Genomic DNA, 14,826 nt, shown 5'->3' with positions numbered 1-14,826 from the left:
TTTATTTACCAGGCTTATGCCTTGGTTAAAAATTCGTCTAAATTCATTATTGCATTGGCTACTATGGTCAATGCTGCTAATTTCGAACTCGGTTTTTCTTTTAGACCTAAAAAATTTTCTTCATACGCACCTGCCGAAAATTCGACCATCGCTTGGTCATATAGGCTCTTTAAAATTGCTAATTCTTCAGGATCTATTTCTGAAAATGTAGCTTTTTTGAATCCTGATGAAATTCCTTTTTCCACATCATCCATATCCATCAATTTCGCAAATGAATATGCGGCTTCTAAATAAACCGGGTCGTTCAAAGTAACCAATGCCTGTAATGGTGTATTGGTGACCGTACGTCGAATAGTACAAACTTCTCTACTGCCAGCGTCAAACGTAATAAAAGAAGGGTAGGGGCTGGTACGTTTTAGGTAGGTATATATTGCACGCCTATATTTGTCTTTTCCTTTGCTTTCTACCCATGACTCATTGCTGTAAACAGATTGCCAAACGCCATCTGGTTGTGGTGGCATAACCCCTGGGCCATACATTTTTTTACTTAACAGTCCTGAAACTGCCAATGCTTGATCCCGTATTTCTTCTGCGGTCAAACGTATTCTAGGTCCGCGGGCGTACAATTCATTATTTGGGTCTTTTTGATATAATTCTGGAGTAACTATCGAACTCTGCCTATATGTGCCAGACATTACAATTTCTTTTATCAATGCTTTCATACTCCAATTTTGTTCATTCATAAACCGAAGGGAAAGCCAATCTAACAAGGCAGGGTGACTAGGTGGGTCTGATTGAGTACCCATATCTTCTAACGAAGCGACAATGCCCCTTCCAAAAACCTGATGCCATATACGATTGACCAGCGTACGGGCCGTTAACGGATTCTCTTTGCTTACCAACCATTTTGAAAGCCCTAAGCGATTTTTGGGCCATGCATCATCGTACGCATTAAGTATTTTCGGCGTACCTGGTTGTACCGTATCTGCCAGTATTAACCAATTGCCACGTTCAAAGATTTGAGTAACCCTTGCCATATCGCTACGGTTTTCAACCATTATGGGAAGCTCTGGTGTTTGAGTATTCAGTAATTCTATAAATGATCGGTTTATTTGGCCATATCCGGCTTCGGTGGATCCTGGTATATCCGATAAAAATGCGAACCAAGAAATATGACTTGTTGATACCTGTTTTGCAATTCTGTCATTATTAGCTTCAAAATACAAATCAATAGGTTCATTAATGGTTTTGAAAGGTATTTTTCTAATTCCATTACCGTCAGTTTTATCGACCTTGAATTGCGTTAGTATTTCACCTTTGGCATTATTCTTTTTAATGGTCATAGTGGTACCATCCATAAACGCCCTATAAAACATGTATATTGACGATGCACCTTTCGTATTGATGTTTTTAAGAACGCACGACCCATCATCCCAAAGTGCTAAATATTTAGTGTCTGCAAGTTCACCATTAACAAAATTGGTCGCATTATGGGCTAAATACTTAGGTTCCATAAAGGATAAGAAATCGGCATAATTTTTCTTTTCCTCTTTAGTGCCATACTTTTCTACCCAAGAGATAATTTGGTTTTTCTTTTTAGTCTGTTCGTCATTATAAAAACGAACATTCGGACTTTCATCGGGTGTATCCTCATCTCTCGTATTGTTGAAAAACGCCATAGCTTGATAGTACTCCTCATTCTTAAAAGGATCGTAGGTATGGCTGTGGCATTGTACACATTCCATTGTGGTACTTTGCCAAACAGAAAAAGTAGTATTTACCCGATCTAATACAGAAGCGACTCGAAACTCCTCATCTTCGGTGCCACCTTCGTCATTATTCATGGTGTTTCTGTGAAAAGCTGTGGCAATTAGTTGATCTGCAGAAGGGTCAGGTAACAGGTCGCCTGCCAATTGTTCAGTAGTAAATTGGTCGTAAGGCATGTCGGTATTAAATGCATCGATTACCCAATCTCTATACCGCCACATGTTTCTACCTTTATCTTTTTCGTAGCCTTTGGTATCTGCATATCTGGCCAGATCTAACCACCAACTTGCCCATTTTTCACCATAGGTGTTTTGTTGTAAAAGATTGTCTACTGCCACTTCATAAGATATGTTTCCTGAAACAAAATCATCGTGTAATGCTGTAGTTGGAGGTAAACCCGTAAGGTCAAATGCCAATCGTCTAATCAGGATATTTTTATCTGCAAAATGATTTGGAGCAATCGTAGCACTTTCTAATTTGGCCAATATAAAATGGTCAATATCATTTTGCAAGAACTCATTTTTATTAATATCGATAATACTAGCTTCTTCTGTAATCGCCGGAACAGTTACTTTTTCTGGCAGTGAATACGCCCAATGTTCGCCCCATTTTGCACCTTCTTCTACCCATCTGGTCAATAAGTCAATCTCTTTTTTTGAAAGTTGGGGCTTTTCGTAAGGCATTCGTAATTCTAGATCCTCTTCTTTTAATCTTTTAATGAATTCGCTTCCACTGGCATCACCAGGAATTATGGCAGGTTTTCCTGATTTAGTAACTGCAAATGCTTCGTCCTTAAAAAGTAAGCTGAAACCACCATTTTTTTTGACTCCGCCATGACAGGTAATACATTTATTATTTAAAATAGGTTTTATCTGAGTACTATAATCTATTTGTTCAGATGATGTGTTGCACGAAAAAGTAGTAGTTGCAATGACAATAAAAACGTATTTAAAAAAAACCTGTTTGCTGTTGTTTTGCATTGCTAAGAATAATAATTAAATAGTGTTATAAGGTTGATCAGTAGACACTTTTGTAAGCAAACTTAATATTAAGAATTTTTAGCTTAATTATAAATGTAGTTTTAACGATTGTTAAAAAAAAGACTAAATGTACCCAGTATTTTTGTTTTTAATAGGTCTATTTCACTAAGGTTGAGGTGAAAATATAGTAAGGTAAAGAAAAGGTCTTATAGGTCTTTTTAGCACAGTTACGAGTTAATGCGTTCGCATTCGACTCTCGCAGGTATATCGAAAAAAACCACCAATAAGGTGGTTTTTTGAAGTGGAGCCGGAGGGGTTACCTGTCGGTTTTCCCTAGTGGCTCTAGTACTGCAATTACAACTGTCAAGGCTTAAAGAAGCCTTGGTGTCTAAAAATAAAAATCCCAAACAAGCGAGCTTGATGGGATTTTTATTTTTTCATCCACAATACAGTTGTGAGTGATTGTGGAGCCGGAGGGTCTAGAACCTTTCTCTTTAAACGCGTATGCATAGGGGTTTTGAGAGCCTATAGTTTTTATACTCACCGAATAGGTGACTTTTTAACAATCCAACCAGATTTTTAGCTGTAAATAATTAAAAATTGAGGCCAGATTTGCTTCTACCCCAAGTAAACTAATGGTGCATTCTGGCACTAAAAATTATGAGAGTTGACAGTAATTGGTTACAATATCTACATTAACTACCTTTTTGTTTTAAAGGAAAATGCTGTAATTTATCAAAGTGCACTTAAATAGATCACTCATCTCTACCAAGTATTAATTTAGGGTTATGATATTTTGGATTTTTAAAACTGTTTGAGTGCCATAAAAGGTCAATTAATGAAACTACCAAAAGAGACCAAGAACGGGACTTTTAAAGAAATGTTTTTCTGTCTTTTGAAACTGTCTTATCAAACGGCCGTTTTAAAGGACCAATACATAGGGAATATTGAAGTATTCTAATAATCGATACTCCCTAAAGACTGCAAAATCTAAGTTGCATTTTTAAGTTCGCACTTATTGGAAAGGAATATGCGAACCGTAATTTAAAATCTAATTCTTTTTTACACGGTAAGTAATCCTTCTATTAGAAATTACTGTTCTTATTCTGACGGTCAAAACAGCCGCATTGGATGGAATTGGTGTGCTACAAAAATAGGATGAGTTCGAAACCACAACCCTGTACTCGTAATTATTCATGTTCAGGGCAACCTGACCAATATTTAAAATCGGCGCATCCGTATCCGTGTATATTCCGCCATCTGACAAATCGGTAAAGATCGCTCCCCCATCTGTGCTTATCTGCCATTGATAGGTGTTGGTATCATCAGCTTCAACCGAAAATGTAGTGCCCGTACCGGCAAATACAGTACTACTGGAGGGTTGAGATGTAATTGACGGTACGCCACCTGCCTCGAGAAAATCAGCTGTGCTATTAGAGTCATTATCTGCAGGACTGGTATAGCCATCTACAACGTTTGTCCCGCTAACTTGGCCATTTGAATCAACAATTGTTGGTAAATCTGCCAATATCCCATCGCCATTGGCATCGGTAAAGCCAGCTTCAATTACATCATAACATCCGTCCCCGTCACTGTCCAAATCTAAATGGTTAGGCAGCCCATCAGTGTCTGCATCCAGATTATTGCATATCCCGAAGGCATTCAGTGTACAAAAATCAGCATCCTGATAATTAGGTGTACCATCACCGTCTGCATCGGCACTTGGGTCAATCCCGTTAGATTCCGCAGTGTCTAAAATTCCATCGTTATCATCATCCAGATCATTGGTATCTACGATTCCATCCCCGTCAAAATCTTCTGAAATGTTTATGGTCACCACTGCAGTATCACATAAGCCAAAGGAATCGCAAACCTGGTAGGTAAAAGTATCAACCCCAGTAAATCCTGCATCAGGGACATAAGTAAAACTCCCATCCGAAAAGAGGGTAAGGGTGCCATTGGAAACATCTACCGCCGGAACTGTGTTTATGTTAAGTACATCCCCGGCGTCATAATCGGAATCATTCCCCAAAATCCCTACGGCTGCTATATTCATGGTGGTGTTTTCTGGCCCGGTATAGGCATTATCAACAGCACATGGGATGGCTCTAATACTTATAATATCAGTGGGTTCTGTGGCCGGGGTACAGCCTGACAGGGGTGCTATCCCAAGTTGATAATCGCCCATGGTATCTATAAGTACATTGTCCATACCCACACCTGATATTTCAGCCAACCCGTTGGCAGGAAATACCACACCGGGCGTAAGGGAATACCATACATAATCTGAGGAGGCTGAAATAAATTCGGCCTGTAAAGTTAAGGTCTCACTGGTTGCACAGGAATCAAAATCTCCCGGATCTGTGATGGTTGTATTAACCTGAGTGCCTTCCGCTGAGCCTAAAAAAACATAAGGGCCGGCAAAATCTTTAAGGGAAGAAGTAAAGGATGAGGATGTTCTAGATTTATTTAAAATAGCACTAAAAGGGGAATCACATGCCGCACCATTTCCAAACAGAGCCTGGGGATCAAATCCCAATTGGGTAAAATTAACCCCAACTTCCGCGAAATATTCTGCACTGAAATTTGCGGAATACCCGGAGGTATTGGTGGTACCCCAGGGGGGTCCTGTGCTTGACAAGAGATTAACATTGCTTAGTAGGGCACCTGCAGGAACTACTATTTGTCCATAGCCATAGGTGCTACCACCATCTATACTGCTACCCCAGGTAAAAGCTGAAGTCCCACCCGGAGAAGTTCCCGGCACGAAAAGAGATCGATCTACCCATAAACGGATCTCCACCCCGCTAACACCACCGCCGCCGAACGAAAACCCAATGATCATATCCCCGATGTTAGTTACATTTCCACTGGCATCGAACCTCCAGGCGGTATGTCCTTCATCGGGTCCTGAATTACTAAAACCCGAACCGGTATTTTGTATTTCTGAAACAAACAATTCAAAATCCACAAAATGGTTACCACTGGAAGACAAGGTAGAAATCATCATATTTACCCAAAGGTCATCCGTAATATTGATCCCATCCCGTCTCATATGAACCCCACTATCTACAATATCCGTTTTTGCCGGCAATGATCCTGAGGTTACCCCCCAGCTTGTCATTGGATTCTGACCATTCTGACCTCCGGTAAAAGTAGTTAAGTCATTAGAAGATGTATTCACATAATCACGGCCATACCTTGTACTATACCATATATACCCATTATTAGAGGCATAATTTGGAATGCTTTGTCTAAGGTCAAAAGCAATATTATTACCTGCAGCCAGTTGGGCTCCATACCCCATGGTAGTGGCTGTTGCTTCATCAACAACACCTGCACCTGAAACTCCGTTATAAAACCAATCATCCGTAAGCGGTCCCGAAATAACATCCCCCGAGTAAGCATCGGCCTCAATTCCAAAATTGGCCCCTGCCCCAGATTGGGCATGAATTGCTGACACCGTCCACAACATGCCTATAATTAAAAGACCTAATTTATACTTTACCTTCAAACAAATTGTTTTTAAACATTTATAAAGAGCTATTCTATACTTTCCAAATACTAAACAGTAATTTTTTACTAACAAAATTCACTCATTTGTACCGCGGCAAATCCCTTTGTCGAAAGAAAATAAGAGTGGTAAATTCGAAATTAGTCTTACGGTTACCTTTACACAAAAAAATGTTGTGAATACAGTTATTCTCGGCGTAAGCGCAGGAATTTCATGGTTTTCGCTATTAAGATGTTTGTTAGGGTTATGTTGCTTATGAATTAAGAAATCATAAATAGGCCCATTGGAAATTTAAAGATCTAAGATGTTTCTTAGTGTTTTTTGTAAAATTGTTTATTTATCGTTTTAGGAAAATCAGTATTGGTATAAAATTGACGTATCGATGTCATGTGATAGCTTCGTTAATAATAGTCCGTTGACCTATTAAACGAACCTTTTTTGGGACAATACAATGAAACTATTTTCAGATGACTAGCTTTTTGCCTTTTAACTACCCTTATTTTCTTGATAATTAAATTGTCAATTGTTGATAACTCAAAATTGTTCCTTTTTTAACAAAAATCAAATGGTATCATTTGAATCGTTTTGGAACCAAATGAAATTATCCAAATTTTATTCGGTTCGATTTGTACTGATTTAACATAAGTAATTGTTTACCAATATTTTGTGAATAAAAATCCTTACATGAACGAAATTTAGCACCTCCCTCCAATTACCTTTATCCAAAGAATTCTACAAAGGAAAACAAAAGCGCTTTTGTTCATTTATTAATCTTAAAAAGAAACAAATGGACACTATTTTAATCTTTGAACGACTTGATCGTTTGGAAAGGCTATTAACGGCCAATAAAGAGGTACTCACCTTCGAGGAGACCTGTGACTATACCGGAATATCAAGGAGCTATCTTTACAAACTAACGGCCTCGGGAAATATTCCGCATTCAAAGCCCAACGGTAAGATGATCTTCTTCGAGAAATGCAAACTCAACGATTGGCTTCTCCAGAACAGCAGAAAGTCGCATGCCGAAATTACCGACGATACACTTAAGTACACTTTCAAAAATAGAAGGTGATGGACTCGCTAGGTAATGGCGAACAACTTTACCATGTAAAGGACGCCAAGAAAAAGACGGTCTACGACTATACCATGGAATATTTGGAGAGTAAGTACGATATTACATTTAACGAGATATCGCACGACTTCCAGATTGCCTTCAAAACTTCCAAACAATGGGAGTACCTGAACCTGAACTCCCTTATCATAGAACTGGCAAAAGCGGGTATAGATATTCCCAACGGGAAGTTGGAAACCCTTATACGTTCAGAATGTATTCCCAAATACAATCCCATCAAAGAATATTTTGAAAACCTTCCGGAATGGGACGGTGCGAACCATATCCTTAAACTCGCCTCTTATGTACCCACCTATGAAAGAGAGGCCTTCAACTATCATTTTGAAAAATGGTTGGTGCGCACCATTAAATGTGCTTTGGAAAAGAATTATTTCAACAAGCAGGCCTTCGTGCTTTCGCATCAAGGCCAGAACTCGGGCAAGTCCACTTGGTGCCGTTTTCTTTGTCCACCGGAACTAGCAGAATATATGGCCGAGGATATCAGTAACGATAAGGACGCACGGATACAACTATGTAGAAATTTCCTTTACAATCTGGATGAACTGGCCGTGCTTTCCAAAAAGGATGTAAATGCCCTGAAATCATTTTTCTCCAAAACGTTCATCAATGAAAGGCTACCCTATGACAAAAAGAATACCACGCTACCTAGGATATGTTCATTTATCGGCTCTACCAATATGGCCTCCTTTCTTAATGATGAAACCGGCTCCGTTCGTTGGCTCTGTTTTGAGCTAAAAGGAAAAATCGATTTCCGGTATTCCAAGGAAGTGGATATTGACGGGGTATGGTCACAGGCATACCATCTGGCCTATACCGAAGCAAACTACAATCCAGAACTATCTATAAAGGACATTCAGGAAAACGAGGAGCGAAACAAGAAATACACCAAGTTGACCACAGAAGAGGAACTTGTCTCAAAGTATTTTGAAAAGTCAGACGACTTGAAGGATTTTGTCACCGCTTCGGATGTATTGGTCCAGCTGAGCTGCCTGAACCTTCGTCTGAACCAGATAAACTTGGGACGGGCATTGTCGGGCTTCAACTTTCAAAGGATAAAACATCCCAAGCGACAGGTGTACGGTTATCTGGCAAAACCCGTCTTCGTAGACAGCCCTTGGCAAATGGAATTTTCGAAGAAACAGGAATAGTACCTACCTAGTTACCTAAAAAACAAGAAACCCAATCACAATGGGCAGTATTCCTAGGTAAGTTCTTTAACCCCTTCTTACCTAAGTATTACCTACCCTACCTAACAAGGTAACATAGGTAAGCCCAAAAACCAATCCCACCTAGATAAAAAACCCCGTATTCATTGGGTTAGGTAGGAAGGTAACCGGAATTGTATAAAAAGAAGCTGATGAAAAGAAAAAGAACAAACAAGCTAACCTGCGAAAGAGCCCGAGCTTTTCCCATCGAAAGGGCGCTGGCAAAACTAGGGCACTTTCCTGCTAAAACAAACCCCAAAGAAGCTTGGTTCCTGAGTCCGTTCCGCTCAGAAACCCAAGCCTCTTTCAAGGTATGTAAGAAACGAAATAGATGGTATGACCATGGAGCAGGGAAAGGTGGGGACATAATAGACCTGGTATGCTTGATTAGAGAATGCACAGTAAAAGAAACATTATTATTCTTAAATGATGATGAACCTCTTTTTTCTTTTCAGCAGCAATCGATTTTTGAGAAGGAAGAATCAAAAGATGAAAAAGTCATCATCACCAATGTCAAGCCGATATCACATCCCGGATTGTTGGGCTATCTCAAATCAAGGAACGTTCAAATTTCCATAGCCAAAAGCTATTGTAAGGAAGTTCATTATACGTTCAAGGGAAACCCATATTTCGCCATCGGTCTTCAGAACGAATCTGGTGGATGGGAGCTACGTAACAAGTATCTGAAAAACTGTACCTCCCCCAAGGATGTCACACATATCCAAAACGGCCACCAAAAACTTACTATAACGGAGGGCATGTTCGATTTGCTGTCCATTGTAGGCTACATAGGGGTTTTGCCGCAAAAATCCGATTTTTTAGTGATGAATTCCACGGTTTTTATTGAAAAAACAATATCGATTTTAAAGGGGTATTCCAATATAGAACTCTATCTGGACAAGGATCCCAATGGAAGGTCGGTTACCGAAAGACTACTGAAATATGGTGGTGCGAAGGATATGTCGTTCATCTATAAAGGTCATAAGGACATGAATCAATGGCTGATGGAAAATGCTAAAAAGGGACTTGGTCAGGAAGCGCGAGATGTGTCTTTGTTGCCACAAAAACAAACTCGCTTTACTCCCGGCGGTCGCAAAGTAACTGAAAAATGAAAAGGACCTATATCAAATTCCGGTGCTCCATTTATGAGAAAAAGCTACTCAGAAAAAGAGCGGAACGGGCAGGACTTTCCCTATCGGAATATTGCCGGAGTACCGCTTTTGACCGCCGTATTGTCGAGAGGCTCACCGAAGAACAGATGGAATGTTATAAGACCCTTATTACCTACAAGACCAATTTTACACGTATTGGGAACATGTTCAAGAGACATAATCCAAAGCTAGCGGAGGAAGTTCAAAAACTGGCCTCCGAGATACGTATCCATTTACAAAACTTTAAAAAATGATAGGCAAGGGAAAAGCGGTTGCACATACGGGCGTTTCCATTTCCTACGGATGGGACCAGGGCAAGAATGCAGAAGTGGTACTTAAAGAACATCTGGCGGGCGATACCGCCCAGGAGGTTACAGAGGAGTTTAAGATGATACAGGAACAGAATACACGTTGCCATAAGAATACCCTAAGTTTTATCCTTAGCCCTACCGTGGAGGATGGCCAAAAATTGGACAGGGAAAGATTAGGTCGTATTGCGGAGTTATTCCTTAAGGATATGCGGTTAAAGGAACATCAGGCCATAGCCTTTGTGCATAGGGACAAGGCACATACCCATGTCCATTTGTACGTAAACCGTATCGGTTTTGACGGAAAGGCGTATAAAGATAATTTTATCGGCAAACGAAGCCAACTGGCAGCGGAACGGGTAGCAAGGGAAATGGGAATTACGCCCGTTAGAGAAGTGCAAATGGAAAAGGAATTACAGACCCAAGTTATACGGAAGGAAATAAGAAGGATACATGAAAGTACGATGGACAATGAGAAACTGAAGACCTTGGATGCATACATCAAGGCGATGAAAGCTCAGGATGTGAATGTAGTACCTAGTATCAACAAAGGAAACCGCTTACAGGGCTTCCGCTTCGAGTACAAGGGAGAAAGTTTCAAGGGCAGCGAAGTGCACCGTTCCATGTCGGGTAGCAGATTACTTAGCGGGCTCTCCACGGATATGAAAATACAGAAACGATTGGAAAAGGCACCAGCAATAAACGTATCAGGAAAGACTTTGGAGCTAAGCTCCAATCTGGCGAGCGCATTGGCAAAGAAAATGATCAAGAAGGTCATCAAACGGGCAATAGATACGGGAATAGGATTTTAAAAGAGAAAAACGATGGGATACAAAAAACTGGACGAAATCATGGAACTGCTCACGGACGAACTGGACGGATTCAACAAGGCGCTTTACAAGCTACAACGGCTGACCAAAAACGTGGAGGATATTAGGATACTTCCCGACACTTCGGAAATAGAGCAACTATTGGAAAACCACTTACTTCAGGAAAAGGAAAAGACCGCGAAACTTCAGGGATCCGTCCGTTCCCTAAAAGAGCGTTTGGCTAAGGCGAGCGTGATATCTAGATTCCGATTGTGGCTACATTATTTCATTTGGACAACCTCCTTGGTCATCATTGGCTATCTAGCTTTTAAGGTTTCTAAAATAGAAGAAATTCGAGAAGAATCTTTCTCTGAAGGACGGCAAGAGGTCATCACAAGTCTAAGGGGTTATTTTGACCAATATCCCGAATACTATGAAGAGTATGAAAAATGGCTCAAAATAAAGGATAGTGTTCCAAACCGAAAGTAGAATGCGCCCTATTTCGATTTTACTTTACGTTTATCTACCGGAACACTATAAAATCGAAACAGGATCCAAGCGCAGGTAAGTTATGGTAAGATTTTGGGGGAACTGGATTCCTTAAACCTGCATTAGTTTAAAAGAAAACTAAGATTTATTAAGTTTTTTGGTTCGCTTCGTGTCCATGTCTAGCAACTTTTCCTTTAAGATATCCATGTCATAAGCTACTTTTTTGCTTATAATCTTTGCATAATGTTGGGTGGTCCGCAAATTTTTGTGGCCTAACATTTTGCCAACGGTCTCGATTGGTACACCGTTGGAAAGAGTAATAGTGGTTGCAAAGGTATGCCGCGCTAAGTGGGTAGTAAGATTCTTCTTAATACCGCAGAGGTCCGCGATTTCTTTTAGATAGGCGTTAGATTTCTGGTTGCTCAAAACAGGAAGTACACACTCTTCATTGATAACTCTGGGATGGTCTTTATACTTATCTAAGATACCCTCAGCAGTCAATAGAAGTGGAATATCCAGTTTCGATTTGGTTTTGGTGCGCTCCGCCTGTATCCATAGACTGCCATCGATATGACGAACGATGTTATCTTGATTCAATTTTTGCACATCAACGTAGGCAAGTCCTGTATAGCAACAAAAAACAAACATGTCACGAACTATATTTAAACGATCGCCATCGATTTCTTTTTCTTGTAAGCCTTGCAGTTCCTCTTTGGAAAGAAAATCCCGTTCTACGATTTTAAATTGAACTTTGTAGTTGTAGAATGGGTCTTTTGAAATCCAGTCATTGGCCACGGCCATTCGGATTATCTTTTTGAAGTTGTTGACATATTTCAAAGCCGAATTATGATTACAGGCCTTGGTAACTTTTAGAAAGTACTCAAAGCCTTTGATAAATTTTAAATTGACATCACGCACTGGAATATCGCTCTGGCTGTATTCAGTCTTTAAGAATTCGTGGACATGTTTTTTGGTGGTATGATATCGCTTCCAGGTGCCAAGTGCAAATTCAACTCCGACCAACTTTTCCATTTGTTGGTTATGTTCCTCAAAAAGTTGTACTAACATTTTAGTTTTTTCTCCTTTGCCTAAGTAAAGATTTTTTATGTCTGAAGAATTAAAGGGTCTGCCTTCGTCCACAAGACGACCATGAATCTTGTTTATTTTATGTCTAACAACATCTAAATACGAATTCAATTCGTTTGTTTCTAGACTTGTTCCACGCATTTTTCCTGTCCTAGCATTCCATTTTTCTGGCTCTATTTTGCGGGAAATACTAAGTTCATTACGTTGTCCATTAACGGTCAAACGCAAGTATATAGGTACTTTCACGTCTTTTTCCAAATGTTTTCCTTTGAGGTAAAATAATTGAGAGAAAGAATGGTTCATTTTTGGTATCTTTTTTAACAAAAATAAAGGTACAAAAAAGGAAAATACCATTTTCATAATTAACATTATATCAGTTAATTACAAGGAAATCGGTGAGTGTTTTTTTAAAAAAAAAGTACTCACCGAATAGGTCACATAAAATACGGTTTTAAAACGATTCATTTGATGCCGTAAAAAAGAAAAACCCCTGATAATCATATGATTAAGGGGTTTTTGAATAGTTTTGGTACTATTCTAGTGGAGCCGGAGGGATTCGAACCCTCGTCCAAACAAGTAATCAAAATGCTTTCTACATGCGTAGTATCTGATTAATTTTCGATAAGTACCTGACCAGAAACCGCCCAATACAAACTTATCTTCTTAAGGTTTTAGTGATACCGCCAAAGCGAGCAGGTATCCTTATGTTGACTTTTCTGGTGCTCCTATAAGAACCGCCATCAACAAGGGCTGTTCAGGAACATCTCGCTTCCCTACCTAGTAGGGACGAGGCTAAATCCTACTGTAATTCGGATTAAGCGGCAAGAGCGTAATTATTTTCGCCAATTAAAAGTGTGAAAAATGAGATTAACGAGCTGTTTCTCAGCGCTCGGCATGCTTACATTCCAACTAGTCTCGCTGTCAAAACCGGTCGGCCCCAATATGTTAATGAACTTAGTACTATCTATATTGTACGTTCCTTTTTTCAAAAAGGTCGAGTTTTCGGCAGTACACGGTACCAGCCTCTATCCCTAACGCGGGAAGCAAAGCTAACTAAAGTTTGCGAACCCCAATAATTTTTATTCTGACCTAAGCCAATGTGTATCTAATTGCATAATTTAGTACAATATTTATACCAAACCATATATGAAGTTCGGAATCATTAGAGAACGTAAAAATCCGCCAGATAAACGTGTAGTACTTTCACCATTGGCCTGTCAAAAAGTCTTGAAATTACACAAAAAGGCAGTGCTGATAGTTGAGCCGTCACCAATTCGTGCGTATTCTGATGAAATGTATAAGCAACTAGGCATTACCGTGGCCGATGAAATGGCTGATTGTGATGTGCTTTTAGGCGTTAAAGAAGTTCCGATCGATGCGCTAATTCCAAACAAAAAATACTTTTTCTTTTCTCATACCATTAAAAAGCAACCGTATAATAGAGATTTGCTACAGGCGGTTTTAGATAAGAATATTGAACTTTATGACCACGAAGTCATTACGAACAAACAAGAACAACGTGTGGTTGCATTTGGTAGGTATGCAGGTATTGTTGGGGCATATAATGGTTTTAGGGCATACGGACTCAAATTCGGATTGTTCAATTTGCCAAAAGCTAACGATTTGGCCGACCAAGCAGCTTTAATCGCAGAGCTTAAAAAACTAAGGTTACCTAATATAAAAGTACTTTTAACCGGTAGGGGTAGAGTTGGTAATGGTGCTAGGGAAATGCTTGACGGTATGGGTATGCGACGCGTAAGTGTTGCTGAGTATCTTGAAGAAACATTTAATGAACCTGTCTATTGTCAAATAGATGCAGGGGAATACAACAAAAGGAAAGATGGTGTTCGCGGTAATAAAGCCGATTTCTTTGCCAATCCAGGAGAATATAAGTCTAACTTTTTTCGATTTGCAAAGGTGACCGATTTTTACATCGCAGGTCATTTTTATGGACAAGGTTCACCATATCTCTATACTAGGGAAGATGCGAAACATCCTGATTTTAAAATTAGGGTAGTAGCAGATATAAGTTGCGATATAGATGGGCCGGTAGCAACAACACTACGAGCTTCTACTATTGCAGAACCAATTTATGGCTACGATGCAGCATCTGAATCTGAAACCGATTTTAAACATAAAGACGCCATTGCTGTAATGGCAGTTGATAATTTACCCTGTGAACTTCCTAGAGATGCTAGTGAAGGCTTCGGTGAAGCTTTCATTAAAAATGTAATCCCTGCCTTTTTCAATAATGATAAAGACGGAGTTCTACAAAGAGCCCGAATGACCCATAATGGTAAATTGACCGAGCGATTTGCGTACTTACAAGATTATGTCAATGGTAAGGAGTAACTAGTTTTTCGTCAAAATAGGGCGCTCCAATAT

Annotated in this window: 11 protein-coding genes and 1 other RNA gene; 8 read left to right on the top strand and 4 right to left on the bottom strand. The window is 39.7% G+C overall.

Going from position 1 to position 14,826, the window contains the following annotated elements; genetic code table 11:
* Positions 1 to 14 precede the first annotated feature (14 nt).
* Complete coding sequence (locus AACZ41_RS12585; protein ID WP_339628848.1) at positions 15 to 2,747, bottom strand: PSD1 and planctomycete cytochrome C domain-containing protein; 2,733 nt, start codon at positions 2,745 to 2,747, stop codon at positions 15 to 17.
* 838 nt (positions 2,748 to 3,585) lie between these two features.
* Here AACZ41_RS12585 and AACZ41_RS12580 point away from each other — a divergent pair.
* Entirely contained in the window at positions 3,586 to 3,708 is a 123-nt protein-coding gene (locus tag AACZ41_RS12580; RefSeq protein ID WP_339628847.1) for a hypothetical protein, read from the top strand.
* 90 nt (positions 3,709 to 3,798) lie between these two features.
* Here AACZ41_RS12580 and AACZ41_RS12575 read toward each other — a convergent pair whose 3' ends face one another.
* Positions 3,799 to 6,261, bottom strand: coding sequence for an Ig-like domain-containing protein (locus tag AACZ41_RS12575; RefSeq protein WP_339628846.1), 2,463 nt, complete (start codon positions 6,259 to 6,261; stop codon positions 3,799 to 3,801).
* A 787-nt stretch (positions 6,262 to 7,048) separates the two neighbouring features.
* On the opposite strand from AACZ41_RS12575, the gene AACZ41_RS12570 reads away from it, so the two are divergent.
* The 6 genes from AACZ41_RS12570 to AACZ41_RS12545 all read left to right on the top strand — a co-directional run bounded on the left by AACZ41_RS12570 (position 7,049) and on the right by AACZ41_RS12545 (position 11,355).
* On the top strand, positions 7,049 to 7,333 hold the full coding sequence (locus AACZ41_RS12570; RefSeq protein WP_274824739.1) for a helix-turn-helix domain-containing protein: 285 nt from the start codon (positions 7,049 to 7,051) through the stop codon (positions 7,331 to 7,333).
* The gene (locus AACZ41_RS12565; RefSeq protein ID WP_339628845.1) at positions 7,333 to 8,541 is read left to right on the top strand and encodes a VapE domain-containing protein; all 1,209 of its coding nucleotides are present in this window, start codon (positions 7,333 to 7,335) and stop codon (positions 8,539 to 8,541) included. Before AACZ41_RS12570 ends, AACZ41_RS12565 begins: the two co-directional genes overlap by 1 nt.
* Positions 8,542 to 8,750: 209 nt before the next feature.
* On the top strand, positions 8,751 to 9,710 hold the full coding sequence (locus tag AACZ41_RS12560; RefSeq protein ID WP_339628844.1) for a toprim domain-containing protein: 960 nt from the start codon (positions 8,751 to 8,753) through the stop codon (positions 9,708 to 9,710).
* Entirely contained in the window at positions 9,707 to 10,003 is a 297-nt protein-coding gene (mbpA, locus tag AACZ41_RS12555; RefSeq protein ID WP_339628843.1) for a mobilization protein MbpA, read from the top strand. The genes AACZ41_RS12560 and mbpA overlap by 4 nt, the downstream gene beginning before the upstream one ends.
* Positions 10,000 to 10,869 carry a relaxase/mobilization nuclease domain-containing protein gene (locus AACZ41_RS12550; RefSeq protein WP_339628842.1) on the top strand — a complete coding sequence of 290 codons (870 nt, stop codon included), beginning with the start codon at positions 10,000 to 10,002 and terminating at the stop codon, positions 10,867 to 10,869. The genes mbpA and AACZ41_RS12550 overlap by 4 nt, the downstream gene beginning before the upstream one ends.
* 12 nt (positions 10,870 to 10,881) lie before the next feature.
* Positions 10,882 to 11,355, top strand: a complete 474-nt coding sequence (locus AACZ41_RS12545) for a DUF6730 family protein (protein WP_339628841.1) — start codon at positions 10,882 to 10,884, stop codon at positions 11,353 to 11,355.
* A 138-nt stretch (positions 11,356 to 11,493) separates the two neighbouring features.
* On the opposite strand, the gene AACZ41_RS12540 is transcribed toward AACZ41_RS12545, so the two are convergent.
* Positions 11,494 to 12,744: a site-specific integrase gene (locus tag AACZ41_RS12540; protein ID WP_339628840.1), complete on the bottom strand. Its 1,251-nt coding sequence runs from the start codon at positions 12,742 to 12,744 to the stop codon at positions 11,494 to 11,496.
* Positions 12,745 to 12,979: 235 nt separating this feature from the next.
* Positions 12,980 to 13,380, bottom strand: a transfer-messenger RNA (tmRNA) gene (ssrA, locus tag AACZ41_RS12535).
* 207 nt (positions 13,381 to 13,587) lie between these two features.
* Between ssrA and AACZ41_RS12530 the strand changes: the two genes are divergently transcribed.
* The gene (locus tag AACZ41_RS12530; RefSeq protein WP_339628839.1) at positions 13,588 to 14,793 is read left to right on the top strand and encodes an NAD(P)-dependent oxidoreductase; all 1,206 of its coding nucleotides are present in this window, start codon (positions 13,588 to 13,590) and stop codon (positions 14,791 to 14,793) included.
* The last annotated feature ends 33 nt before the right edge of the window (positions 14,794 to 14,826 follow it).

It is taken from the genome of uncultured Maribacter sp., from assembly GCF_963974015.1.
Taxonomy (GTDB): Bacteria; Bacteroidota; Bacteroidia; order Flavobacteriales; family Flavobacteriaceae; genus Maribacter.
This window is presented reverse-complemented; position numbering and strand designations above follow the sequence as displayed.

Bases quoted from the DNA above. Each gene is read 5' to 3' on its own strand.
- AACZ41_RS12530 (WP_339628839.1), top strand. From the start codon at position 13,588: ATGAAGTTCGGAATCATTAGAGAACGTAAAAATCCGCCAGATAAACGT.
- AACZ41_RS12550 (WP_339628842.1), top strand. From the start codon at position 10,000: ATGATAGGCAAGGGAAAAGCGGTTGCACATACGGGCGTTTCCATTTCC.
- mbpA (WP_339628843.1), top strand. From the start codon at position 9,707: ATGAAAAGGACCTATATCAAATTCCGGTGCTCCATTTATGAGAAAAAG.
- AACZ41_RS12580 (WP_339628847.1), top strand. From the start codon at position 3,586: ATGAAACTACCAAAAGAGACCAAGAACGGGACTTTTAAAGAAATGTTT.
- AACZ41_RS12585 (WP_339628848.1), bottom strand. From the start codon at position 2,747: ATGCAAAACAACAGCAAACAGGTTTTTTTTAAATACGTTTTTATTGTC.
- AACZ41_RS12565 (WP_339628845.1), top strand. From the start codon at position 7,333: ATGGACTCGCTAGGTAATGGCGAACAACTTTACCATGTAAAGGACGCC.
- AACZ41_RS12545 (WP_339628841.1), top strand. From the start codon at position 10,882: ATGGGATACAAAAAACTGGACGAAATCATGGAACTGCTCACGGACGAA.
- AACZ41_RS12570 (WP_274824739.1), top strand. From the start codon at position 7,049: ATGGACACTATTTTAATCTTTGAACGACTTGATCGTTTGGAAAGGCTA.
- AACZ41_RS12560 (WP_339628844.1), top strand. From the start codon at position 8,751: ATGAAAAGAAAAAGAACAAACAAGCTAACCTGCGAAAGAGCCCGAGCT.
- AACZ41_RS12540 (WP_339628840.1), bottom strand. From the start codon at position 12,744: ATGAACCATTCTTTCTCTCAATTATTTTACCTCAAAGGAAAACATTTG.